This window comes from Caballeronia sp. BCC1704 (genome assembly GCF_902833455.1).
Classification (GTDB): domain Bacteria; phylum Pseudomonadota; class Gammaproteobacteria; order Burkholderiales; family Burkholderiaceae; genus Caballeronia.
Window position 1 is genome coordinate 626,191 of record NZ_CADFFT010000004.1, and the last position, 22,981, is coordinate 649,171.

Consider the following 22,981-nt stretch of genomic DNA (forward strand, 5'->3'; position numbering starts at 1 on the left):
TAGTAGAAAAACTACATGGTGACAATGCATCGGACGCGCACTCGTATTCAGCGAACGCCTAAGTCACCGCCTTTACCGGCCGGCGTCTCAGGGAATTCCCTTAGACCATGGCGTATAAACATGTAGTATTTGTACAAACCGATTCATCGGCTATAGTCGCAGGCAAATTCCAGCATAGGCGAGTTTTCCGATGTTGCTGTCCCAAGTCGAAGCAATGCGCGAACAGTTGCGCCCGTCCGAGCGCAAGCTCGCCGATTACGTGCTGGAAGCGCCACGCGAAGTCCTCGACCTTTCGATGACCGATTTCGCAGCCCGAGCAGGCGTCAGCCAGCCGACCATCGCGCGTTTTTGTCAGGCGCTCGGCTTCTCCGGCTTCCGGGAATTCAAGATCCGGCTCGCGCAAAGCGTCGCAGCGGACGTGCCTACGGTCTACCGCGACGTCCGCAGCGACGAACCCGCCGCCGGCGTCGCGGCGAAAGTGCTGGACCGCACGATCGGGGCGCTGATCGCGGTGCGGAACAGCTTGTCGTCGGACAGCGTGGCGGCGGCCATCGCGATTCTGTCGGAGGCTCGGCGCATCGAGTTCTATGGCGCGGGCGGCTCGGGCATCGCCGCGCTCGACATGCAGCACAAGTTTTTCCGTCTCGGCGTGCCGTCAGTCGCGTACGCCGATCCGCATACCTACACGACGTCGGCGGCGCTGCTCGGTCCCGGCGATGTGGTTGTCGCCATCTCGAACACCGGCCGCACGAAGGACATTCTCGATGCGTGCAAATCCGCGCTCAATGGCGGGGCGAAGGTGATCGCGATCACGCACGGCAATTCGCCGCTCGCGCGACTGGCGAGCGTCGGCCTGTTCGCGAATGTCGATGAGGACACGGATATCTTTTCGCCGATGACATCGCGCGTCTCGCATCTCGCAATCGGCGACATTCTGGCGGTGGGACTGGCACTGGCGCGCGGACCGCAACTGGCGGAGAAGCTCGCCGAGGCGAAGGACGTGCTGGAAGGACGCCGGGTGGGAACGTGAGCCGGCGCCGGGCTCACGGAAGAGACATCAGAACGGTTTGATGACCACCAGCAGTGTCGCGCCGAGCAAGCCGAGCACCGGCAGCTCGTTGTACATGCGGTACCACTTGTCCGAGCGCGTGTTCTCGCCACGCTGGAACGTGCGCAGCAGAACGCCGCAATACGCGTGATAGACGATCAGCAATACGACGATGCCGAGCTTCGCGTGCAACCAGCCCTGTCCGCGCCCGATGCCGACGTCCAGCCACAGCCACAGCCCGCACGCGAGCGCCGGCACCGCGATGAACGTCATGAAACGGAAGAGCTTGCGCGCCATCAGCAGCAGGCGCGCGGTCGCTGCCGGGTCCTTCTCCATCGCGAGATTGACGTAAATGCGCGGCAAGTAGAACAGCCCCGCGAACCACGAGGCGACAAGCACGATATGCAGCGATTTGATCCAGAGCATCGTTTGTCTTTGAGTCGTTCTTATTGACGCACTTCGCCGTGGCCCAGCACGACGTATTTCAGCGATGTCAGGCCTTCCAGTCCCACCGGGCCACGCGCGTGCAGCTTGTCGTTCGAGATGCCGATTTCCGCGCCCAGCCCGAACTCGAAACCATCCGCGAAGCGCGTCGACGCGTTGACCATGACGCTCGCCGAATCCACCTCGCGCAGGAAGCGCATGGCGCGGTCGTGATCTTCGGTGACGATCGCGTCCGTATGATGCGAGCCGTACGTGTTGATATGGTCGATGGCCTCGTCCAGACCGTCGACGATCTTCACCGCCAGAATCGGCGCGAGATATTCGGTGCTCCAGTCTTCGTCGGTGGCATCCACGAGCCCGCCGGTCTGCGCCGCTTCGAGCACCTTGCGCGCCGCCGCGTCGACACGCAGTTCCACGTCTTTCGCCTGAAACGCACGCGCGAGCATGGGCAGCGCGGCGTCGGCGACAGCGCGCGCGACGAGCAGCGTTTCCATCGTGTTGCAGGTGCCGTAGCGATGCGTCTTCGCGTTGTCGCAGATCGCCGCCGCTTTCGCGAGATCGGCGCGGTCGTCCACGTACACGTGACAGATGCCGTCGAGATGCTTGATCATCGGCACGCGCGACTCTTCCATCAGCCGGGCGATGAGGCTTTTGCCTCCGCGCGGCACGATCACGTCTACGAACTCCGTCATGGTGATGAGCTTGCCGACCGCCGCGCGATCCGCCGTCTCGACGACCTGCACCGCGTCCTGCGGCAGCCCGGCCGCTCGCAGTCCCTCGCCGATCAGCTTTGCTAGCGCGGTGTTGCACTCCAGCGCCTCGGAACCGCCGCGCAGAATCGTCGCGTTGCCGGATTTCAGGCAAAGCGCGGCCGCGTCGATGGTCACGTTCGGCCGCGATTCGTAGATGATGCCGATCACGCCGAGCGGCACGCGCATCTGCCCGACCTGAATGCCCGTCGGACGGAATTTGAGCCCGCTGATCTCGCCGATCGGATCGGCCAGCGACGCCACTTGCCGCAAGCCTTCGACCATCGTGGCGAGCGCCTTGTCGGAGAGCGTGAGACGGTCGATGAACGCCGCGTCGTAGCCCTTCTCGCGGGCTCGGTCCAGATCGCGCGCATTCGCGGCCTTCAGCGCGTCGCGCTCGCGCTCGATCGCATCCGCCACCGCGACGAGCGCCGCGTTCTTCGCCGCCGTCGATGCCCGCGCCATCGCGCGTGACGCCACGCGCGCGCGGCGGCCGAGATCGGTCATGTAATGGTCGATGTTCATCTGGATCATTCCGTATGCCGGCTGCGAAAGCGCGGCATCAGTGAGATGGGAGTCGCGTCCGGCTGCACGGCCCGACGCGCAAAGAATCATTCTAAGCCGTGTCGCGCCATTAGCGACGCGGTCGCGGCGCTGGCGACGCGCCTTGCGCCACGGCCATCGCCAGTTCGAACATGCCCGCCCATGGATCGGGCGGCGGCTCGCTGCCACGCACGCCCACGCTGCCGGAACTACCCGAGAGCCCTTTGACCTGCCGGTCGAGCCGCGCCGCCAGCGAGAGCGCGCGTTCGAGCGCGTCTTCCGTCACGCGGGAAAGCGCGGGGCCGATCAACCGCTCGCGCGGTCCCCACACGCGGTTTTCGCGCAGCAGCGTCGCGAGCGGCTTGCCCGACGTCACGCCGCGCTTGATGCGCAGGAGCGTGCGCACCTCGTCGACGAGCGCCCACAAGACGAGCACGGCCGCTTCGCCTTCGCCTTTGAGACCGTCGAGCATGCGTGAAAGCCGGCCGACGTCGCCCGTCAGCATCGCCTCGTTCAGCTTGAAAACGTCGTAGCGCGCGACGTTCAGCACCGCGTCGTGGATCTGCTCGAACGTGAGCACGCCTTGCGGATAAAGCAGCCCGAGCTTCTGTATTTCCTGATGCGCGGCAAGCAAATTGCCCTCGACGCGTTCCGCGATGAAAACGAGCGCGCGCCGCCCCTCTTCGCCCGGCGCGACGCGCTGGCCTTGCTGCGCGAGCCGCTGACCGACCCACATCGGCAGCTGCGCCCGGTCGACCGGATCGACCTTCAGCGCGACACCCGCGCCGATGAGCGCCGTGAACCACGCGGACTTCTGCGCTGCCGAATCGAGGCGCGGCAGCGTGACCAAGGTCACGACGTCGGGATTGTCGGCGGCGGCGAGCATCTTCAGCGCCTCGCCGCCTTCCTTGCCGGGCTTGCCCGTCGGGATGCGCAACTCGATCAGCTGCCGGTCGCCGAAGAGCGACATCGACTGCGTCGCGCCGATGAGCGCGCTCCAGTCGAACCCGCGCTCCACCGTGAACACGGTTCGATCCGTGAAGCCGCCCGCGCGCGCGGCGGCCCGGATGCGGTCGCACGCTTCCTGCACGAGCAGATGCTCGTCGCCATAGACGACGTACAGCGCCTTCAGGCCTTTGGCGAGATGCGCTTCGAGCGCGTCGAGCTTCAGTTGCATGGTGGACGGTCGCGCGGCGCGTTACAGCGGCGGCGTGGGCAACGGCGCCCGCGGCGCGATGCCCGGCGTCTGCTCCGCCGGCGTCGGATGCAGCGAACGCACGACCGCGAGCCGGCGCGTCAGCTGATCCACGGCGTCGTTGCGCATGTCGTTGTAGAGCAGCGTGGCTTCCTGCGACTTCGCGAGCGTGTACTGGTTGCTATAGGTCATCGCGCGATTCAGCGCGATGGCGCTAGGCGGAATCAGCACGGTTCCGTCCGCGCCGACGAGCGTATAGCTCAGGTTGTAGACGAGCTCGTACTCCTGGATCACGCCTTGCGAATTGAGGCTGAGTGTGCTGAGACCTTGACCTTCGTTGAGGTAGAGCGTCGCGTCGGGCTTCTCCGAAGGCTTCACGATGACCGTATCGCTTCCGCCCTGCACCATGCGTTCGAGCCGCCCGACCATCTGCGGCGCGCCGCCGCTGATCGCCAGGCGCTTGAAGGCGTAGTCCTGCTCGCCGCGCAATTGGAAGCCGCACGCGGACAGCGCGACCGCGCCGCCCACGAGCGCGAGGAAAGTACGCCGGCTCACGCGCGCCGCGCGATTTTCGACGGCTTTGACGCTCACATCGAATCCCCAGGTTTTGGCCATCAGACCACCACGTTGACGAGACGCCCCGGCACCACGACGATCTTCTTCGGCGCGCGGCCTTCCGAGAACTTTTCGAACATTTCATGCGCGAGCGCCGCCTGTTCGATGGCTTCCCGCGTTGCATCCTTCGCCACGGTCAGGGCGCCGCGCACCTTGCCATTGACCTGCAGCACCAGTTCGATTTCCGCTTGTTCGAGCGCGGCTTCGTCGACCTTCGGCCACGGCGCGTCGAGCAGCGGGCCGAACTCGTCGGCATAACCGAGTTCCGACCACAATTGGAACGTGATGTGCGGCACGACCGGATACAGCACGCGCAGCAGCACGCCGAAGGTCTCGTTCAGCACGCCTTCGCCTGCATTCTTCGCGCTATCGAGCGCGTTGAGCATCTTCATCGCGGCAGACACGACCGTGTTGTACTGCAGGCGGCCATAGTCGAAATCGGCTTGCTTCAGCACGGTGTAAATTTCGCGCCGCAGCGCGCGGTCGGCGTCGCTCAGCTTCGATGCATCGAGCTTGCGATGCTGGCGCAGCGCCTCGGCGTTGTCGTGCGCGAAGTGCCACACGCGGCGCAGGAAGCGACTCGCGCCTTCGACGCCCGCGCCCGACCATTCGAGCGATTGCTCCGGCGGCGCCGCGAACATCACGAAGAGACGCGCGGTATCAGCGCCGTACTGGTCGATGAGCGTCTGCGGATCCACGCCGTTGTTCTTCGACTTCGACATCTTCTCGACGCCGCCGAGCACGACCGGCTTTCCGTCGGCGATCAGCGTCGCGCCTGTCGGACGGCCCTTGTCGTCGTGCGACACGGTGACTTCGAGCGGGTTGTACCAGGTCTTCTTGCCGCTCGCGTCTTCGCGATAAAACGTCTCGTTGAGCACCATGCCCTGCGTGAGCAGATTCTTGGCCGGCTCGCCGAACTTCACGAGGCCCATGTCGCGCATGACCTTGGTCCAGAAGCGCGAATACAAGAGGTGAAGAATGGCGTGCTCGATACCGCCGATGTACTGATCCATCGGCATCCAGTAATCGGTGCGCTCGTCGACCATCGTCGTGGCGTCCGGCGCGCTGTAGCGCGAGAAGTACCACGACGAATCGACGAAGGTGTCCATCGTGTCCGTTTCGCGCTTCGCCGCCGCGCCGCACTTCGGGCACGAGCAGTTCAGGAACGCTTCGGACTTCGCGAGCGGATTGCCCGTGCCGTCCGGCACGAGGTCTTCAGGCAGCACGACCGGCAGATCCTTCTCCGGCACCGGTACGTCGCCGCAGCTCGGGCAGTGGATGATCGGGATCGGCGTGCCCCAGTAACGCTGCCGCGAGATGCCCCAGTCGCGCAGACGCCAGGTGACCTGCTTGTCGCCGAGGTCCTTCGCTTTCAGGTCGGCGGCGATCGCGTCGATCGCTTCCTCGGTGGTCAAGCCGTCGTACTTGCCGCTGTTGACGAGGCGGCCGGCAGTTTTGTCGCCGTACCACTCTTCCCACGCCGCGGTGGAGTAGGTCTTGCCTTCGACGGCAATCACCGGCTTGATCGGCAGATCGTATTTCTTGGCGAACGCGAAGTCGCGCTCATCGTGCGCCGGCACGCCCATCACCGCGCCTTCGCCGTAGGACATCAGCACGTAGTTGCCGATCCACACTTCTACCTTCTCGCCCGTCAGCGGATGCGTGATGAAAAAGCCGGTCGCCATGCCCTTCTTTTCCATCGTCGCGACGTCGGCTTCCGCGACGCCGCCGCGCTTGCATTCCTCGATGAACGCCTGCAAACCGGCGTTGTCGCGGGCAAGACGCGTGGCGAGCGGATGCTCCGCCGCGATCGCCGCGAACGTCACGCCCATGATGGTGTCGGCGCGCGTGGTGAACACGCGTAAGAGTTTCGCCTCGCCGTCGATTTCATACGGGAAGCCGAAGTTCACGCCGAAGCTCTTGCCGATCCAGTTCTGCTGCATGATCTTCACGCGCTCGGGCCAGCCGAGGCCTTCGAGATCGTCGAGCAGCTGATCCGCGTAATCGGTGATGCGCAAGTAATACATCGGAATCTCGCGCTTCTCGACGAGCGCGCCCGAGCGCCAGCCGCGCCCGTCGATGACCTGTTCGTTCGCGAGCACCGTCTGATCGACCGGGTCCCAGTTCACCGTGCCAGTCTTCTTGTACGCGATGCCCTTTTCCAGCATCTTGAGGAACAGCCACTGGTTCCACTTGTAGTATTCCGGCGAGCACGTGGCGACTTCGCGCGACCAGTCGATGGCGAGGCCCATCGACTGCATCTGCTTCTTCATGTACGCGATGTTGTCGTACGTCCACTTCGCGGGCGGCACACCATTGGCCATCGCGGCATTTTCGGCGGGCATGCCGAACGCGTCCCAGCCCATCGGCATCAGCGTGTTGTGGCCGTTCATGCGCAGATAACGGTACATCACGTCGTTGATGGTGTAGTTGCGCACGTGCCCCATGTGCAGCTTGCCCGACGGATACGGCAGCATCGAGACGCAGTAGAACTTGGGCTTGGCCGACGTCTCGGTCGTCCGGTAGACGTCGTTCGCGCGCCAGTTGCTCTGCGCGGCGGATTCGACGTCGGCGGGTACGTATTTATCGTGCATGGTGTGGTGGCTTTACGCTTGATGCTGTGAACGGGCGCGAGCTTCGTTGGGCTTGACCGCGCTGGCTTGCGGTGGCGAATCCAGACGCTGCGTGGTCGACCGGCCGGCGCGACCCGCGCGATGCAACGGCGGAATCGGGCCTGCTCTGATTGACGCGGGACGCGTTGGACGGGCAAAGGGCGATTATACCGTCCGCTCCCCGCGTGTCCTGGATTCGTAAAGCCGCTGGCCGCGCGAATTCAGGGCCATTCGCTGCAAGTGTGCGCGGCGCGCGGTCGTCCGGCAATTCAGCCGAACGGCATAGGCCGAATCCGAGCGTCTCAGCGCGCCGGCACGGGCTGCGTCACGAAACCGATCCGCTCGATTCCGGCCTGCTGCGCCGCGCCCATCACCTGCGCGACGATTTCGTATCGCGTGGCGCTCGACGCCCTCAGATGCAGTTCCGGCTTCTCGGCCGCCTTGCCCGCCGCGGCGAAACGCGCGCGCATGTCAGCGGCGCTGATCGGCGCGTCGTTCCAGTAGAGCTTGCCTCCATCGTCGATGGAAAGCGTGATGGTCTGCGGCGTCTCGCGCGCAGGCTGCGACGAGACCTTCGGCAAATCCAGCCGGATGGCGTGCGTGAAAAGCGGCGCGGTGATGATGAAGATCACCAGCAACACGAGCATGACGTCGATGAGCGGCGTCATGTTGATGTCGGCCATGGGCGAGCCGTTGGGCTTGTTGTCCAGTCCGCCGAAGGCCATCGCGCGCTCCCTATTCTTTCTCGCCGCAAACAAAGGCGTGCAGATCGTGCGCGAAACCGTCGAGTTCCTCGGAGATCTGCCGCACGCAGCGGCCGAGCACGTTGTACGCAAGCACCGCCGGAATCGCGACGACGAGCCCGAACGCTGTCATGATGAGCGCCTCGCCGACCGGAGCCGCGACGTTTTCGATCATCGCCTGCCCGCTCGCCGCAATGCTGCCGAGCGCGTGATAGATGCCCCAGACCGTGCCGAGCAAGCCGACGAAGGGCGCCGTGCTGCCTACCGACGCGAGCAGCACCTGTCCGAATTCGAGCCGCCGTTGCGAGCGCAGCAATGCCTGGCGCAGCGCGCGCAACACCCGCTCGTTGCGCTCGACGCGGGCGAGCAGCGCGCCGGGCACTTCTGCTTCGGACGCCCGCCACGCTGCTTCGGCGAGCGGCAGATACACGCGCTCGCGGTCCGCGCTGCGCAACGCGCCGATGCCGTCTTTCAGCGTCGACGCCTGCCAGAAGCGTTGCAGCGCGCGAGGCCCCTGCCATTTGGCGCGTGCCAGCACCCACACCTTCACGAGCAGGAAGCACCAGCTCGCGAGCGACATGGCGAGCAGCACGCCCGCGACCGCATGCGTGACGGCATCGCCGCTTTGCAGATAGTGGATAACGCCCGTTGCCGCCATCGTCCGTGAACGCCTCAGCGCAAGCCGAGCACGTCTTGCATGTCGAAGAAGCCCTTGTCGTGCGCGGCGAGGAAGCGCACCGCGCGCAGCGCGCCCTGCGCGTACGACAGACGGCTCGCGGACTTGTGCGTGATCTCGATGCGCTCGCCGATGCCCGCGAAGAGCACCGTGTGATCGCCGACGATATCGCCGCCGCGTATCGCCGAGAAGCCGATGGTCGACGGATCGCGCTCGCCGGTCACGCCTTCGCGCGCGTAGACCGCGCAGTCTTTCAGGTCGCGGCCGAGCGCGCGGGCCACCACTTCGCCCATCGCGAGCGCGGTGCCGGACGGCGCATCCACCTTATGGCGATGATGCGCCTCGATGATCTCGATGTCGTAACCCTGCGCGAACTGCTTCGCGGCGAATTCGAGCAGCTTGAGCGTCACGTTCACGCCGACGCTCATGTTCGGCGCGAAGACTACGCCGATCTTGTCGCCCGCCTGCTTCAACTGCGCCTTTTGCTCGTCGGAGAAGCCCGTCGTGCCGATCACCATCTTTACGTTATGACGCAGCGCCGCTTCCAGATGCGTGAGCGTGCCTTCAGGGCGCGTGAAGTCGATCAGATAGTCGGCGTCGGCGAACACGCGCTCGATGTCGTCGGTGAGCGCGACGCCCGTTGTCTTGCCGAGGAACGCGCCCGCGTCCTGCCCGAGTTGCGGCACGCCCGGACGGTCGAGCGCGCCGACGAGTTGCGCGTCGGGGTCGTTGAGAACGGTTTCGATCAGCATCCGGCCCATGCGGCCCGACGCCCCGGCGATGGCGATCTTCATGGCTGTCTCGTGTTGGACCGCGCAGCGAGCGCGGCTGATTGATACGGCGTCACGCGGCGAGCGCCCGCGACGCCGGTCTGTCCGGAAAAGCGCGACGGCGCGCCTTCCCGGCGATGCTTCGCCGCGCTACTGCGGCATGCTGAATTGCGCTTGTCCGCCCGAGTTGGCCGGAGCCGGCGACGTGCTCGCGGGACCGACCGCGCTGCTGTCCGGAATCGTGATCGTCTGCGGCTTGCGCTGCAACTGAATCTGCGAGTTGCCGCCGACGCTCGCCGCGCCGGGCGCCGCGCCCGCGCTTTGCGGCACGTTCGGTCGCACGGACGATTGCGTGCGGCCAGTCGGCATTTCGACTTGCGCCGTCGCGCGATTCGCTGCCTGCGCGGCTTGCTGGTTCGCATCGCCCGCGAAGGCTGCCGCGGTGTTCGGCTGCGTGGACGGCTCGCCGACCGGCGCGGTCACGGTGCTTGCCGACGCCGCCGATGCCGATGCCGCAACCGCTGCGGGCGCCGTTGGCGACTTCGCGACCTTCAGGCCCCGGTCGCCGTCGATCTCGGCGAGCAGTTCGAGGTTAGACGGCAGATTCTCGCCGCCCGACCAGCTCACGACGCGATCGCTCGCGAAGTTCACGATGAAGTCGCGCTGCTGCACGACGGAGGTGGAACCGCGCTTGAAGTAGAACACGTAGTCCCAGCGGTCCGCGTGGAACATGTCCGTGAGCAGCGGCGTGCCGAGCAGTTGCCTGACCTGATCGCGCGACATGCCGACCTGCATCTGGCTCGCCGCTTCCTGCGAAACGAAGTTGCCCTGCACGACCGTGATGCGGTATGGCGTGATGCTCTGCGCGATCTTCTGCGTGACGCTGTCGTACGTCGAGCAACCCGCGAGCAGCGCGGCGAGGGTTGCTGCGATGATGGTTCCCCGCATGCGACGGCTCTCCCTGCAATTCGATAAAAATTTTGAGATCATTTCACCTTTCGCGCTCAGCGCCGATGACACTGACAACGCCGCGCTTCTCGTTCCGCTCTCAGTGCGCTTCTGCGTGACTACTGCGTGGCTATTGCGTAGCTTCAGCGCGGTTTTGCGTACTTTCCGCATGAGATGTCAGGATTCGGAAAAACGCATTACTATGAGAACCTTGAATTGTACTCTAGGGATGCCTAGCCATGACCAATCCCTCCGATCTGAAAAATATCGGGCTCAAGGCGACCCTGCCCCGCCTCAAGATTCTGGAAATCTTCCAGCATAGTCCGGTGCGTCACCTGACCGCTGAAGACGTGTATCGCAACCTGCTCAACGAAGAGCTCGATATCGGGCTCGCCACCGTGTACCGCGTGCTCACGCAGTTCGAGCAAGCGGGCCTGCTGTCGCGAAGCAATTTCGAATCGGGCAAAGCGGTGTTCGAGCTGAACGAAGGTTCGCACCACGATCACCTCGTGTGCATCGACTGCGGGCGCGTCGAAGAGTTCTTCGACGCCGAAATCGAACGCCGCCAGCAGTCCATTGCGAAGGAACGCGGCTTCAAGCTGCACGAGCACGCGCTCGCGCTCTACGGCGCCTGCACCAAGGAAAACTGCCCGCACCGCAAGCACTGAGCCACCCGCGCCCGGCCAGGCGCGCCGCGATTCCAAAACCGCCGTCCATCGGCTTCGATGGACGGCGGTTTCGTTTCGTCCATACCGTCCGCAATTGGCGCCATGGCACTTCCCGCGACAGCCGCGGTCATAGCACCGGCCGTGAGCGATCACTAGCCCTCCGTGGCTTCAATCAGCTTTCCGCGGACCTGCAATCAGCGAACGTCAAAAGGAGTAACGTCGATGGACGTGCAACAACTCGTATCAGAATTTCTGTCTTCGTCGCACGGCGCGCAAGCCACGCAGGCGCTGACCGACCAAGGCTTCAGCCAGGAAGACAGTCAGCAAATGCTTAGTACGGCTGCGGAAACGGCGCACGCGCACGCCGAAGAGCAAAGCCAGGGCTTGCTGGGCGACCATCCCGGCAAGAGCTTCTTCGCGGCGTTCGCGGCAGGACTCGTGCGCGGCGACGGCTTCTTCAAGTCGCTGGAAGATGGCGGCGAAGGCGTGCTGACCGGACGCATCGCGGAATCCATCGGCGCGCGCATGGGCCTCGACCCGGGCACGGCGTCGACCGTTGCGGCGGCCGCGACGCCCTACGTCATATCGTTCCTGCGCGAGCGGTTCGCATAACGCCGCACCAAAAACAAAGCCGCTCCGAGGAGCGGCTTTGTCATTTCAGCGGGGACTGAAACTTACTTGGCGTTCGCGAGGGCGACCGCCGTATCCAGCATGCGGTTCGAGAAGCCCCACTCGTTGTCGTACCAGCTCGACACCTTCACGAGACGGCCCGACACCTTCGTGAGGGTCGCGTCGAACGTCGACGAAGCCGGGTTGTGGTTGAAGTCGACCGACACCAGCGGCGCGTCGTTGTAGCCGAGAATGCCCTTCAGCTCGCCTTCCGACGCTTCCTTCATGATCTTGTTGACTTCTTCCACCGTCGTGTCGCGCGCGGCGATGAACGACAGATCCACCACCGACACGTTGATGGTCGGCACGCGGATAGCGTAGCCGTCCAGCTTGCCGTTCAGCTCCGGCAGCACGAGGCCGACCGCCGACGCAGCGCCGGTCTTCGTCGGGATCTGGCTGTGCGTGGCCGAGCGCGCGCGGCGCAGGTCTTCGTGATACACGTCGGTCAGAACCTGGTCGTTCGTGTAGGCGTGGATCGTGGTCATCAGGCCGTTGACGAGGCCGATCTTGTCGTTCAGCGGCTTGACGAGCGGCGCGAGGCAGTTCGTCGTGCACGATGCGTTCGAGATGACCGTGTCCGATGCCTTCAGCACGTTGTGGTTCACGCCGTACACGATGGTCGCGTCCACGTCCTTGCCGCCCGGCGCGGAAATGATGACCTTCTTCGCGCCGCCCTTGATGTGCGCGCTCGCCTTTTCCTTCGTCGTGAAGAAACCGGTGCACTCCATCACCACGTCGACGTTCAGCTCGCCCCACGGCAGTTCGGCCGGGTTGCGGTTCGCCAGCACGCGAATCTTGTCGCCGTTGACGACGAGGTAGTCGCCGTCCACCGACACGTCGCCGGGGAACTTGCCGTGCGCGGTGTCGTACTGCGTCAGGTGCGCGTTCGTCTTGGCATCGCCGAGATCGTTGATGGCGACGATCTCGATGTCGTGCTTCTTGCCGTTCTCGTAGAAGGCGCGCAACGTGTTGCGGCCGATCCGGCCGTAGCCGTTGATTGCAACGCGAATCGTCATGGTCTATCTCCTTGGCTTAAAAAAACCTGCTTCGCTGCACGCGGATGCTTACGCGGCCAGAACGGCCTTCGCCGTTTCGACGACGTGCTCCACCGTGAAGCCGAAGTGCTTGAAGAGCGCACCGGCCGGCGCGGACTCTCCGAACGTGTCGATGCCGACCACGCCGCCTTCGAGGCCCACGTACTTGCGCCAGAAATCCGTCACGCCCGCTTCGATCGCTACACGCGCCACGCCCTTCGGCAGCACGCGCTCACGGTACTCGGCGTCTTGCTTGTCGAAGAGGTTCGTGCAGGGCATCGAGACGACGCGCGCGCCGATGCCTTCTTTCGCGAGCGCCTCGACGGCCTGCATCGCGAGCTGCACTTCCGAACCCGTCGCGATCAGGATGATTTTGCGCGCGGGAATGTCGTCGTTCCAGTCGACGAGCACGTAGCCGCCCTTCGCGATGTTCGCGATCTGAATGTCGTTGCGCGGCGAGAACTGCAAGTTCTGGCGGCTGAAAATGAGCGTCGACGGGCCTTCGTGTTCGATCGCGTGCGTCCACGCGACGGCCGTTTCCACGGTATCCGCCGGGCGCCACGTCTGCAACTGCGGAATCAGACGCAGGCTGGAGACGTGCTCGACCGACTGGTGCGTCGGACCGTCTTCGCCGAGGCCGATGGAATCGTGCGTGAAGACGAAGATCGAGCGCGCTTTCATCAGTGCGGCGACGCGCAGCGCGTTGCGGCTGTAGTCCGAGAACGTCAGGAACGTGCCGCCGAACGGACGAAAGCCGCCATGCAGCGCAATGCCGTTGATGGCCGCGCTCATGCCGAATTCGCGCACGCCGTAATTGATGTGATTGCCCCACTGGATGCCCGCGTGGCCCGCGTTGGCGTTTTCCGCGTCGCCGGCGGCGCGCACGGCTTTCGACGCCTTCCAGTTCGTGAGATTCGAGCCGGTCAGGTCGGCCGAACCGCCGAGCAGTTCCGGCAGCGCGGCGGCGAGGCCTTCAATGGCTTGTTGCGATGCCTTGCGCGTCGCGACGGTTTCCGCACGCTGGTTCGCGTCCTCGATGATCTTCGCGGCGCTCTGCTTCCAGTCGGCGGGCAGTTCGCCCTTCATGCGGCGCGTGAACTCGGCGGCCTGTTCGGCGTACTTCGCGCGATAGGCGTCGAACGCCTTGTTCCAGTCGCCTTCCACGCGCGCGCCCTGCTCCTTCGCGTCCCACGCCGCATAGACTTCCTGCGGAATCACGAACGGCTCGTACTGCCAGCTGATGGCCGCGCGCGTGGCCGCGATCTCGTCGCCGCCGAGCGGCGCGCCGTGCGCGTCGTGGCCGCCCGCCTTCGTCGGCGCGCCCTTGCCGATGACCGTGCGGCAGCAAATGAGCGTCGGCTTGTCGGATTGCTTCGCCTGCGCGATGGCGGCATCGACTGCGTTCACGTCATGGCCGTCCACGGCGCGAATCACGTTCCAGCCGTACGCCTCGAAGCGCTTCGGCGTGTCGTCGTGGAACCAGTGCTCGACGTGGCCGTCGATGGAAATGCCGTTGTCGTCGTACAGAGCGATCAGCTTGTTCAGCTTCAGCGTGCCCGCGAGCGAACAGGCTTCGTGCGAGATGCCTTCCATCAGGCAACCGTCGCCCAGGAACACGTACGTGTGGTGGTCGACGATCTTCGCGTCGGCCTTGTTGAACTCGGCGGCGAGCAGCGCTTCGGCGAGCGCCATGCCGACCGCGTTGGCGACGCCCTGGCCGAGCGGGCCGGTGGTCGTCTCGACGCCCGGCGTGATGCCCACTTCGGGATGGCCCGGCGTCTTCGAATGCAACTGGCGGAAGTTCTTGATCTCGCTCATCGGCAGGTCGTAGCCGGTGAGGTGCAAAAGCGCGTACAGCAACATGGAGCCGTGACCGTTCGACAGGACGAAACGATCGCGGTCGAACCAGTGAGGATTCGACGGGTTGTGCTTCAGATGGCGCGACCACAGCGCGACGCCGATCTCGGCCATGCCCATGGGCATGCCGGGGTGACCGGAGTTGGCTTGTTGCACGGCATCCATGGCGAGCGCGCGAATTGCGTTGGCCATGAGGGCGGTCGGGCTGGAAGTCGGGATCGTCATGTCGGGTGTCGGCGGCTACGGAAGCAGTGAGGCAGTGCGTCGAGGCAGTACGTCGAAGCAGTGCTGAAATGATCCACGGTGCTTCTTGACGCTGCGTCTGACCGGTACTTCGCACCGGACGCCGGACCCGCGGCACACCGCGTTTTCAGTACCGGAACGACGAGAAACGACGAGGATCGGGAGGCGGTCATTCTAACAGACCGGTCCGATCGACAGGCGTGCGACACGGCGCCGAACGTGCGGCTTCCAGCGTTCGCGGGCATGTTCCGTGCAGCCGGGCGAAGCCGTTCATCGCGTCATCAGGCGGCGTCGCGCCGCGGGCGGTTCGCGCCTCATGGCAAAATGCCCCTCACTGGTACGAGCAAAAGGCTTCAAGGAGTGCTTTCGATGACTGACCCTCGCCCCGCCGACGTCCCCTGGCTCACGCCCTATCTCACCGTGCGCGATGCGCGCGTGAGCATCGGGTTCTACGAGAAGGCGTTCGGCTTCGCGGTACGTGACAGCGTGAACGACGACGGCACCATCATCCACGTCGAGATGACGTATCGCGGGCAACTGATTCTGATGTTCGCGCCGGAGGGCGCGTACGGATCGCAGGCGCGCACGCCGAAGACCGCGGGCCAGATGGCGCCGCAGTCGTTCTATCTCTACGTCGACGATGTCGATGCCACCTTCGCGCAGGCGCTCGCCGTCGGCGCAAAGGCGCTCATCGAGCCGCAGGACCAGTTCTGGGGCGACCGCTTCGCGCAGATCGAAGACCCGGACGGCTATCGCTGGGCGATTGCGCGCCACCTTCGTTGAACTCGCCGCAAGGCGCTATCCGCGGACCGAGCGTCCGTGATCGATCTCCATGCCACGCTTTTTCGTTGACGGCCCGCTCGCGGCGGGTCAGACCATGTCTCTCCCCGACGACGTCGTGCGCCACGTGCACGTGCTGCGCTTGCAGAACGGCGACGCCGTCACGCTCTTCGACGGCACCGGCGGCGAGTATCACGGCGTGCTCGTCGAGATCGGCAAACGCGCGGCGCTCGCGCGCATCGACGCGCACAGCGAACGCGAAGCGGAGCCGCCGTATCGCGTGACGCTCGCGCAGGGCGTCGCGGGCGGCGACAAGATGGACTGGCTAATCGAGAAGACGGTGGAACTGGGCGTCGCGCAGATCGTGGCGCTTACGGCCGAGCGCGGCGTCGTGCGGCTCGCGGGTGAGCGCGCGCTGCGGCGTCAGGCGCACTGGCAGGCGCTCGCGCGCGCGGCGTGCGAGCAGTGCGGGCGCAATCGCGTGCCGGAAGTGGCCGCCCCGCGCGACCTGAGCGCGTGGCTGGCGTCATTGCCAGCCGCTGCGGATGGCGACCTTCGCCTGCTGCTTTCGCCTCGCGCCGAGGTGTCGTTCGCCGCGCTGCCCTCAGAGCCGCCGCGTGGCCACGTCACGTTGGTGATCGGTCCGGAAGCCGGCCTTTCGCCCAAAGAAGAGAGCGAGATCGTCGCGGCGGGTTTCGCGGCGCTCGGCCTCGGACCGCGCGTGCTGCGCACGGAAACGGCGGGAATCGCGGTGCTCGCGGCGCTGGCCGCGCGCTGGGGCGGATGGTGAATCCGCGCCCGGCCGCCACAAAAGCAAACAGCCCGATGACGGGCTGTTCTGCTAACCGCTGACGCGATCGAATGAACGCAAACGAACGCAAACGAACTCAGACGAAAGAATAGAACACGCGGAACGCCACGCGCCGCTCGGCCCAGAATTCGGCGGCATCGCGGAACACATCGAGCAGCGTTTCGCGCCCTTCCTTGTCGAACTTCTGCGCGATGGGCAACTGCTCCAGCACGATCACGAAGCCCGGCTGCGAACCCGCGCGGTGCACGAGGTCGGTGAGACAGTCGTAGAGCGCGTCGTAGTTCTTGCCGAAGTGCTTCGGAAACAGGAACGACGTCGCGATGGTTTCGAGCACTTCCTGTTTGCTCTGCGCCTGGCCGAGATACGCATACAGAAAATGCTGGCCGAGGCGGTTGGCCTCGTCGGCGAGTTCCTGCACGCGAAACGCGCGGATGGACTGCACGATGTTCGGCCGCACCGTCGCAAACAGAGACTCCGACTCGTCCTGCGGATGCGCCGCCGGATGCAGGTTCGGATTCGGCTCGTCATCGGGTCTGTTGTCGTGTTCTGTCATGCGTAGCCGCAATACTCGCTGGAACAGGTTGCCGTCGCCGGTTGCGAAAAAATCACCCGCGACGCCGTTGTCGTGCGCGTAGATGTTGTCGCTCATGCCGTTAATCCCTCGTTATCCCGCAATGCGTTTAAAACTGGCGTAGTGGTCGTCCGAGTAGTAACAATCGTCGATCTGCCGCTTGGGGCCGCCGCATACGATCCGGCGTGCGCCGCGATCCCGCGCTCGCGGCGTGGGGACTGTGTATTCGTGGTAGTAGCCGCGCGCGCGCCGTGGCAGCAAGCGTTCGCGGTTGCCGAACACGACGCCGTCTTTCTCGTAAGGGAAAGGCCCGCCCGCCTGGATCAACTGCAGTGTCTCGACCGCCTGTTTCGGCAACTGCGCGACGGTCACGGTCGCGAAGTCGTCGTTACGCGCTTGGCCGGCCTGCGCTGCGGGCGACCGGCTGGCCTCCGGCGGGATCTTCGCCGAATCGGCCTGATTCGCCGGCTTCGCGGGCATGACCGTGTCTGCCGCGCTTCGGGATTCGTCCTTGCCGCAGCCGCCCAGAAAGACGCCGAGTGCGACGATGCAGGCAAGTGCCGTAGCGCGCTTCACGAAACGATTGTCCCCGCGATGAACCGAAAAATGCGACAACCCCGAAAGATGTAAGGGTATCGCTAATGCCAAACCGAAGCAACGTTCGGCGGGATTTCGGAAATTTTTTCTCAACTTCGCGGGCGCATGCACCAGTTTGTGGAGAAACGGCAGCTATATCTAGCCCAAATCTGAGAGACATTTCAACTGCGCAAGATAATAATTTCGAGCGCTGGGAATCGAAACCCTTGGACAAGCCGCCTCACTTGTCGCCAGTTTCACGGCATGCGCTCCATGCCGGACGCCCTGCGCTTTTAGGGAACAGCAAACTTCCCCCTTGCTATTGCCCCAGCGTGCCGCATTCGCGGCACGTTTTTTTTGGGCGAAAAAAAACGCGGCGGGAAGATCCGCCGCGTCGGGGATTACATCCAGCGAGAATCAGCGCGCCGCCGATGCGTCCGCCACCAGCAACGCCGTCATATTCACGATGCGCCGCACCGTCGCCGAAGCCGTCAGCACGTGCACGGGCTTCGCCGCGCCGAGCAGGATCGGCCCGATCGCGATGTTGTTGCCCGCTGCCGTCTTCAGCAGGTTGTACGAGATGTTCGCCGCGTCGATGTTCGGCAGGATCAACAGATTCGCGTCGCCTTCGAGCGTCGATTCGGGCAGCACTTCCTTGCGCAGACGGGCGTCCAGCGCCACGTCGCCGTGCATTTCGCCGTCCACGTCGAGATCGGGCGCGCGCTCCTTCAGGATGGCGAGCACGTCGCGCATCTTTTGCGCGGTCGGCGCGTTGCTCGTGCCGAAGTTCGAGTGCGACAAGAGCGCGATCTTCGGCATGATGCCGAAGCGCTTCACTTCTTCCGCCGCGAGAATCGTGATTTCGGCGAGCTGCTCCGGCGTCGGGTCGACGTTCACGTGCGTATCGACGATAAAGATCTGGCGGCCCGGCAGCACGAGCGCGTTCATCGCCGCGTACACGTTGCAGCCGTCCTTCTTGCCGATCACCTGGTCGATGAAGTGCAGATGCCGATGCGTCGTGCTCACCGTGCCGCAGATCATGCCGTCCGCTTCGCCCTTCTTCACGAGCATGGAGCCGATCAGCGTGGTGCGGCGGCGCATTTCCAGCTTCGCCATCTGCTGGCTGATGCCCTTGCGCGCCATCATCGCGTAATAGGTCTGCCAGAAGTCGCGATAACGCTCGTCGTGGTCCGTGTCGACCACGGTGAAGTCGACGCCCGGCGTAAGGCGCAGGCCGAACTTCGTGATGCGCTGTTGAATGACTGCCGGACGGCCGATGAGAATGGGCTTCGCGATCTTCTCGTCCACGGCGATCTGCACCGCGCGCAGCACGCGCTCTTCCTCGCCTTCCGCGAACACGATGCGCTTTTTCTCCGGCTCCACGCTGCGCGCGAGCTGGAACACCGGCTTCATCGTCGTGCCGCTGTGGTAGACGAACTGCTGCAAGTGCTGCTCGTAGGCGTCCATGTCTTCGATAGGACGCGTGGCCACGCCGGATTCCATCGCGGCTTTCGCCACCGCGGGCGCGATCTTCACGATGAGACGCGGATCGAACGGCTTCGGAATCAGATATTCCGGCCCGAACGACAAGTCTTGAATGCCATACGCCGTCGCGACGATATCGCTCTGCTCCTGACGCGCGAGTTCGGCGATCGCGTTCACTGCCGCGATTTCCATTTCCTTCGTGATCGTCGTCGCGCCGGCATCCAGCGCGCCACGGAAGATGAACGGAAAGCACAGCACGTTGTTGACCTGATTCGGGTAGTCCGTGCGGCCGGTGGCGAGCACCGCGTCCGGACGCACTTCCAGCGCGAGTTCCGGCAGGATTTCGGGCGTCGGATTGGCGAGCGCGAGAATCAGCGGCTTCGCGGCCATGCCCTTCACCATGTCCTGCTTCAGCACGCCGCCCGCCGAGAGGCCGAGGAACACGTCCGCGCCTTCGATCACTTCGGCAAGCGTGCGGGCGCTGGTTTCGCGGGCGAAGCGTTCCTTGTCCGGATCCATGAGTTCGACGCGGCCCTTGTACACGACGCCGGCCAGATCCGTCACGAAGATGTTCTCGAGCTTCATGCCGAGATCGACGAGCAGATCCAGACACGCGAGCGCCGCCGCGCCCGCGCCGGATGCGACGAGCTTCACTTCGCCGATGTTCTTGCCGACCACCTTCAGGCCGTTCGTGATGGCCGCCGCGACGACGATCGCCGTGCCGTGCTGGTCGTCGTGGAAGACCGGAATCTTCATGCGCTTGCGCGCCTCGCGCTCGACGATGAAGCAGTCCGGCGCCTTGATGTCTTCCAGATTGATGCCGCCGAAAGTCGGCTCCAGCGCGGCGATCACATCGACGAGCTTGTGCGGGTCGCTTTCGTTCAGCTCGATGTCGAACACGTCGATGCCGGCGAACTTCTTGAAGAGCACGGCCTTGCCTTCCATGACCGGCTTCGAGGCGAGCGGCCCGATGTTGCCGAGCCCGAGCACCGCCGTGCCGTTCGACACGACGCCGACGAGGTTGCTGCGCGCGGTGAAACGCGCGGCGTTCAGCGGATCTTCGACGATCGCTTCGCATGCGAACGCCACGCCCGGCGAGTACGCCAGCGCGAGGTCGCGCTGGTTGATCATCTGCTTGGTCGGGGCGATCGCGATTTTGCCGGGCGTCGGAAACTCGTGATAATCGAGCGCGGCTTCGCGCAACTTCGTATTGGCGGGAGTCGTCATAAGGCGGGCTAGCAGTGCGGGAATTAGAATGGAACCTCGAACGCATTGTAGCGCCATTCAAGCCCCGCTTTTACGCGCAGTCCATGCAATTCGGCTACAAGTGCCATGACCGGAGAACGCCTGATCGCCCGGCTGGGCAAGGCTTTCGACACATCATTCCGTTTTTTCGAGACGTGCGGCGGCGCTTTCAACGCCCAGTAGTTGCCGCGCCGCGTCTCTCTTGCACTGCACAAATCAACTCACTTCCGCGACGATGCTTTCCGAGTTCTCCCTGATCGATCGATACTTCGCCCGCCGCGCCAAAGCGCCCTCGCCGAGACAAGGCGACGCGCCGCTCGGCATCGGCGACGACTGCGCGCTGATCGCGCCGCCCGCCGGCCATCAGCTTGCGATCTCGACGGACATGCTCGTCGCCGGCCGTCACTTTTTCCCCGACGTCGATCCATACGCGCTCGGCCACAAGGCGCTCGCGGTGAATCTGTCGGATCTCGCCGCGATGGGCGCGAAACCGCACGCGTTCACGCTCGCGCTCGCCTTGCCGCGCGCCGACGAAGCGTGGCTCGCCGCGTTCAGCGACGGCATGTTCGCATTGGCCGAACGCTTCGACTGCGCGCTCGTCGGCGGCGACACGACGAGCGGGCCGCTCAACATCTGCATCACCGTATTCGGCGATGTGGCGCACGGCGCGGCGCTGCGACGCGACGCAGCAAAACCGGGCGACGACATCTACGTGTCGGGCGTCCTCGGCGATGCCCGCGCGGGGCTCGGCGTGTTACGCGACGAATGGCGCGCGCCGGACGAAGCGAGCGCATCGGCATGGAAGCACGCGCTCGAACGCCCGGAGCCGCGCGTGACGCTCGGACTCGCGCTCGCCGGCATCGCGCACGCGGCGCTCGATATCTCCGACGGACTCGCAGGCGACCTCATGCACATCCTCACGCGCTCGGGCGTCAGCGCGACCCTCGATGCCGACGCCGTGCCGTGTTCCGACGGGGTGCGCGCGCTGCCCGAAACGGCGCGCCGCCAGTGCACGCTCGCGGGCGGCGACGACTACGAGCTCTGCTTCACCGCGCCGCGCGAGGCGCGCGATGCGGTGGCGCGCATCGGCGAGCGGCTGGACGTGCCGCTCACGCGCATCGGTACAATCGGTTCCGCGGGCGCGCCCGCCATCGCCTGGCGCGACGGCGCGGGCGCGCCGCTTTCCCTGACGTTGCAAGGCTTCGATCACTTTCATGCAGACTGACCCCACCGCCGCGAGCGAATCCGCGCCGCCGCGTTCGCCGTCCCCCGCCAAACCGCGCAAGGCGAGCGCGCGATTCATGCTCACGCATCCGCTGCACATTCTGTCGCTCGGCTTCGGCAGCGGCCTTTCGCCCATTGCGCCCGGCACGGTCGGCACGCTCTTCGCGTGGGCGTCGTTCGTGCCGCTCAACCGGCATCTGACCGTGGCGGAATGGGGCGCGCTGATTGCCGTCGGCTTCATCGCCGGATGCTGGTTCTGCGGCTTCACCGCGAAGAAGATGGGCGTCGCGGACCCGTCGCCGGTGGTGTGGGACGAGATCGTCGCGTTCTGGCTCGTGCTGCTGGTCGTGACGCCCGCGACGTTCACCGGACAGTTGTGGGCGTTCATCGTGTTTCGCTTCTTCGACATGGTGAAGCCGCCGCCGATACGCTATTTCGACCGCCATCTGAAAGGCGGCTTTGGCATCATGTTCGATGATCTCGTCGCCGCTTTCTTCAGCCTGCTCGTGATTGCGCTGTGGCGCATGACCGTGTGACGTTTCACTCCTTTGTCTGCGAGACACCGCCATGCCAACCGATACCGTCGTTCATCAACTTGCGATCCGCGTCGGCAACAAGCTGCGCGACGAACGGCTGATGCTCGCCGCCGCCGAATCGTGCACGGGCGGCATGGTGGCGGCCGCGATCACGGACATCTCGGGCAGTAGCGCGTGGTTCGAGCGCGGCTTCGTCACGTATTCGAATCTGGCGAAAACGGAGATGATCGGCGTGCCGGCCGCGCTGATCGAGCAGCACGGCGCGGTGAGCGAGCCCGTCGCGAAAGCCATGGCCGAAGGCGCGCTGCGCAACAGCCGCGCGCAGGTTTCGGTGTCGATCACGGGCGTCGCCGGTCCCGCCGGCGGCAGCGAAGCGAAGCCGGTCGGCACGGTTTGCTTTGCGTGGAGCAATCGCCTGCATACCGCGTTCGAGACGCAGCATTTCAAGGGCGACCGCGAGCAGGTGCGCACGCAGGCGGCGGCGCACGCTTTGAGGAAGTTGCTGGAGTTTTTGGAACAGCGCGAGCGGTGAGTTCGCGCCGTGCGGTTAAGCGGTCGCGGCGCAGGCGCTGCCGCGCAAGCGATCAACCCGCGCCGCGCACATCACGCGGGGCCTGCGACTGTTTCGAAAGCGCACTCGACTTATGCATCCACGCGCGCCTTGAGAATCAACTTTTGCCGCGCATAATCCGCGAAGGCTGCACGACTTCCCGCATCACCGTAAGCCTAGGCTCGCGCTGGTAGATCAGCGGTCGTTACACGACGCTACCCGAATTCAAGGGCCCGCGCGAGCGATGAACCCGCGCCCCGACAATTAGCGGGCGCGGCCCAGCTGCTCCTGCATTAGCTGAAGCGACAAGTCCCGCCGCGCACATCGGCGGTAAGCGCTCACACGCTGCGAAGGATGCTCGACGCTCGGATCAGCGCGCACGACAGAGC

22 protein-coding genes are annotated in these 22,981 nt (G+C 65.0%); 8 read left to right on the forward strand and 14 right to left on the reverse strand.

What is annotated here, in order from left to right; all coding sequences use genetic code 11:
- Window positions 1–190 precede the first annotated feature (190 nt).
- The gene (locus tag HWX53_RS22635; protein WP_175945034.1) at window positions 191–1,030 is read left to right on the forward strand and encodes a MurR/RpiR family transcriptional regulator; all 840 of its coding nucleotides are present in this window, start codon (window positions 191–193) and stop codon (window positions 1,028–1,030) included.
- Between the two features lie 27 nt (window positions 1,031–1,057).
- Here HWX53_RS22635 and HWX53_RS22640 read toward each other — a convergent pair whose 3' ends face one another.
- The 9 genes from HWX53_RS22640 to HWX53_RS22680 form a co-directional block, all read right to left on the reverse strand.
- On the reverse strand, window positions 1,058–1,474 hold the full coding sequence (locus HWX53_RS22640; RefSeq protein ID WP_175945036.1) for a CopD family protein: 417 nt from the start codon (window positions 1,472–1,474) through the stop codon (window positions 1,058–1,060).
- 20 nt (window positions 1,475–1,494) lie between these two features.
- Window positions 1,495–2,766: a glutamate-5-semialdehyde dehydrogenase gene (locus HWX53_RS22645; RefSeq protein ID WP_175945038.1), complete on the reverse strand. Its 1,272-nt coding sequence runs from the start codon at window positions 2,764–2,766 to the stop codon at window positions 1,495–1,497.
- Window positions 2,767–2,875: 109 nt separating this feature from the next.
- Window positions 2,876–3,961 carry a DNA polymerase III subunit delta gene (gene holA / locus HWX53_RS22650; RefSeq protein WP_175945040.1) on the reverse strand — a complete coding sequence of 362 codons (1,086 nt, stop codon included), beginning with the start codon at window positions 3,959–3,961 and terminating at the stop codon, window positions 2,876–2,878.
- 21 nt (window positions 3,962–3,982) lie between these two features.
- Entirely contained in the window at window positions 3,983–4,534 is a 552-nt protein-coding gene (lptE, locus tag HWX53_RS22655) for an LPS assembly lipoprotein LptE (protein ID WP_175945307.1), read from the reverse strand.
- A gap of 59 nt (window positions 4,535–4,593) precedes the next feature.
- Entirely contained in the window at window positions 4,594–7,188 is a 2,595-nt protein-coding gene (leuS, locus tag HWX53_RS22660; RefSeq protein WP_175945042.1) for a leucine--tRNA ligase, read from the reverse strand.
- Between the two features lie 320 nt (window positions 7,189–7,508).
- Window positions 7,509–7,931 (reverse strand): biopolymer transporter ExbD, encoded by a 423-nt coding sequence (locus tag HWX53_RS22665; RefSeq protein WP_175945044.1) that lies wholly within the window; start codon window positions 7,929–7,931, stop codon window positions 7,509–7,511.
- Window positions 7,932–7,941: 10 nt separating this feature from the next.
- Complete coding sequence (locus HWX53_RS22670; RefSeq protein ID WP_175945046.1) at window positions 7,942–8,607, reverse strand: MotA/TolQ/ExbB proton channel family protein; 666 nt, start codon at window positions 8,605–8,607, stop codon at window positions 7,942–7,944.
- Between the two features lie 14 nt (window positions 8,608–8,621).
- Window positions 8,622–9,419 (reverse strand): 4-hydroxy-tetrahydrodipicolinate reductase, encoded by a 798-nt coding sequence (dapB, locus tag HWX53_RS22675; protein WP_175945048.1) that lies wholly within the window; start codon window positions 9,417–9,419, stop codon window positions 8,622–8,624.
- A gap of 126 nt (window positions 9,420–9,545) precedes the next feature.
- Complete coding sequence (locus HWX53_RS22680) at window positions 9,546–10,343, reverse strand: outer membrane protein assembly factor BamE (protein ID WP_175945050.1); 798 nt, start codon at window positions 10,341–10,343, stop codon at window positions 9,546–9,548.
- A 239-nt stretch (window positions 10,344–10,582) separates the two neighbouring features.
- Here HWX53_RS22680 and fur point away from each other — a divergent pair, with 239 nt between their 5' ends.
- Both fur and HWX53_RS22690 read left to right on the forward strand, forming a co-directional pair.
- Entirely contained in the window at window positions 10,583–11,011 is a 429-nt protein-coding gene (gene fur / locus HWX53_RS22685) for a ferric iron uptake transcriptional regulator (protein WP_159836963.1), read from the forward strand.
- Window positions 11,012–11,233: 222 nt separating this feature from the next.
- Window positions 11,234–11,623 (forward strand): hypothetical protein, encoded by a 390-nt coding sequence (locus HWX53_RS22690; protein WP_175945052.1) that lies wholly within the window; start codon window positions 11,234–11,236, stop codon window positions 11,621–11,623.
- Window positions 11,624–11,685: 62 nt separating this feature from the next.
- Here HWX53_RS22690 and gap read toward each other — a convergent pair whose 3' ends face one another.
- Window positions 11,686–12,696 (reverse strand): type I glyceraldehyde-3-phosphate dehydrogenase, encoded by a 1,011-nt coding sequence (gap, locus tag HWX53_RS22695; RefSeq protein WP_175945054.1) that lies wholly within the window; start codon window positions 12,694–12,696, stop codon window positions 11,686–11,688.
- A 48-nt stretch (window positions 12,697–12,744) separates the two neighbouring features.
- Window positions 12,745–14,796, reverse strand: coding sequence for a transketolase (gene tkt / locus HWX53_RS22700; RefSeq protein ID WP_175945056.1), 2,052 nt, complete (start codon window positions 14,794–14,796; stop codon window positions 12,745–12,747).
- Window positions 14,797–15,183: 387 nt separating this feature from the next.
- On the opposite strand from tkt, the gene HWX53_RS22705 reads away from it, so the two are divergent.
- Both HWX53_RS22705 and HWX53_RS22710 read left to right on the forward strand, forming a co-directional pair.
- Window positions 15,184–15,597 carry a VOC family protein gene (locus tag HWX53_RS22705; RefSeq protein WP_175945058.1) on the forward strand — a complete coding sequence of 138 codons (414 nt, stop codon included), beginning with the start codon at window positions 15,184–15,186 and terminating at the stop codon, window positions 15,595–15,597.
- A 49-nt stretch (window positions 15,598–15,646) separates the two neighbouring features.
- Complete coding sequence (locus tag HWX53_RS22710) at window positions 15,647–16,384, forward strand: 16S rRNA (uracil(1498)-N(3))-methyltransferase (protein ID WP_175945061.1); 738 nt, start codon at window positions 15,647–15,649, stop codon at window positions 16,382–16,384.
- Between the two features lie 97 nt (window positions 16,385–16,481).
- Here the strand turns inward: HWX53_RS22710 and HWX53_RS22715 are convergent, their stop codons facing one another.
- From HWX53_RS22715 to HWX53_RS22725, 3 genes are all read right to left on the reverse strand, one after another.
- On the reverse strand, window positions 16,482–17,054 hold the full coding sequence (locus HWX53_RS22715; protein ID WP_175945063.1) for a barstar family protein: 573 nt from the start codon (window positions 17,052–17,054) through the stop codon (window positions 16,482–16,484).
- Window positions 17,055–17,069: 15 nt separating this feature from the next.
- Window positions 17,070–17,552: a ribonuclease gene (locus HWX53_RS22720; protein WP_175945309.1), complete on the reverse strand. Its 483-nt coding sequence runs from the start codon at window positions 17,550–17,552 to the stop codon at window positions 17,070–17,072.
- 417 nt (window positions 17,553–17,969) lie between these two features.
- Entirely contained in the window at window positions 17,970–20,264 is a 2,295-nt protein-coding gene (locus HWX53_RS22725) for an NADP-dependent malic enzyme (RefSeq protein WP_175945065.1), read from the reverse strand.
- Window positions 20,265–20,517: 253 nt separating this feature from the next.
- Between HWX53_RS22725 and thiL the strand changes: the two genes are divergently transcribed.
- The 3 genes from thiL to HWX53_RS22740 are packed head-to-tail and all read left to right on the forward strand — an operon-like array spanning window position 20,518 to window position 22,574.
- Window positions 20,518–21,507: a thiamine-phosphate kinase gene (gene thiL, locus HWX53_RS22730; protein ID WP_175945067.1), complete on the forward strand. Its 990-nt coding sequence runs from the start codon at window positions 20,518–20,520 to the stop codon at window positions 21,505–21,507.
- Entirely contained in the window at window positions 21,497–22,042 is a 546-nt protein-coding gene (locus tag HWX53_RS22735; protein ID WP_175945069.1) for a phosphatidylglycerophosphatase A, read from the forward strand. Before thiL ends, HWX53_RS22735 begins: the two co-directional genes overlap by 11 nt.
- A gap of 31 nt (window positions 22,043–22,073) precedes the next feature.
- Complete coding sequence (locus tag HWX53_RS22740; RefSeq protein WP_175945071.1) at window positions 22,074–22,574, forward strand: CinA family protein; 501 nt, start codon at window positions 22,074–22,076, stop codon at window positions 22,572–22,574.
- Window positions 22,575–22,981: the final 407 nt, after the last annotated feature.

Bases quoted from the DNA above. Each gene is read 5' to 3' on its own strand.
- HWX53_RS22635 (WP_175945034.1), top strand. From the start codon at position 191: ATGTTGCTGTCCCAAGTCGAAGCAATGCGCGAACAGTTGCGCCCGTCC.
- HWX53_RS22640 (WP_175945036.1), bottom strand. From the start codon at position 1,474: ATGCTCTGGATCAAATCGCTGCATATCGTGCTTGTCGCCTCGTGGTTC.
- HWX53_RS22645 (WP_175945038.1), bottom strand. From the start codon at position 2,766: ATGAACATCGACCATTACATGACCGATCTCGGCCGCCGCGCGCGCGTG.
- holA (WP_175945040.1), bottom strand. From the start codon at position 3,961: ATGCAACTGAAGCTCGACGCGCTCGAAGCGCATCTCGCCAAAGGCCTG.
- leuS (WP_175945042.1), bottom strand. From the start codon at position 7,188: ATGCACGATAAATACGTACCCGCCGACGTCGAATCCGCCGCGCAGAGC.
- HWX53_RS22665 (WP_175945044.1), bottom strand. From the start codon at position 7,931: ATGGCCTTCGGCGGACTGGACAACAAGCCCAACGGCTCGCCCATGGCC.
- HWX53_RS22670 (WP_175945046.1), bottom strand. From the start codon at position 8,607: ATGGCGGCAACGGGCGTTATCCACTATCTGCAAAGCGGCGATGCCGTC.
- dapB (WP_175945048.1), bottom strand. From the start codon at position 9,419: ATGAAGATCGCCATCGCCGGGGCGTCGGGCCGCATGGGCCGGATGCTG.
- HWX53_RS22680 (WP_175945050.1), bottom strand. From the start codon at position 10,343: ATGCGGGGAACCATCATCGCAGCAACCCTCGCCGCGCTGCTCGCGGGT.
- fur (WP_159836963.1), top strand. From the start codon at position 10,583: ATGACCAATCCCTCCGATCTGAAAAATATCGGGCTCAAGGCGACCCTG.
- HWX53_RS22690 (WP_175945052.1), top strand. From the start codon at position 11,234: ATGGACGTGCAACAACTCGTATCAGAATTTCTGTCTTCGTCGCACGGC.
- gap (WP_175945054.1), bottom strand. From the start codon at position 12,696: ATGACGATTCGCGTTGCAATCAACGGCTACGGCCGGATCGGCCGCAAC.
- tkt (WP_175945056.1), bottom strand. From the start codon at position 14,796: ATGACGATCCCGACTTCCAGCCCGACCGCCCTCATGGCCAACGCAATT.
- HWX53_RS22705 (WP_175945058.1), top strand. From the start codon at position 15,184: ATGACTGACCCTCGCCCCGCCGACGTCCCCTGGCTCACGCCCTATCTC.
- HWX53_RS22710 (WP_175945061.1), top strand. From the start codon at position 15,647: ATGCCACGCTTTTTCGTTGACGGCCCGCTCGCGGCGGGTCAGACCATG.
- HWX53_RS22715 (WP_175945063.1), bottom strand. From the start codon at position 17,054: ATGAGCGACAACATCTACGCGCACGACAACGGCGTCGCGGGTGATTTT.
- HWX53_RS22725 (WP_175945065.1), bottom strand. From the start codon at position 20,264: ATGACGACTCCCGCCAATACGAAGTTGCGCGAAGCCGCGCTCGATTAT.
- thiL (WP_175945067.1), top strand. From the start codon at position 20,518: ATGCTTTCCGAGTTCTCCCTGATCGATCGATACTTCGCCCGCCGCGCC.
- HWX53_RS22735 (WP_175945069.1), top strand. From the start codon at position 21,497: ATGCAGACTGACCCCACCGCCGCGAGCGAATCCGCGCCGCCGCGTTCG.
- HWX53_RS22740 (WP_175945071.1), top strand. From the start codon at position 22,074: ATGCCAACCGATACCGTCGTTCATCAACTTGCGATCCGCGTCGGCAAC.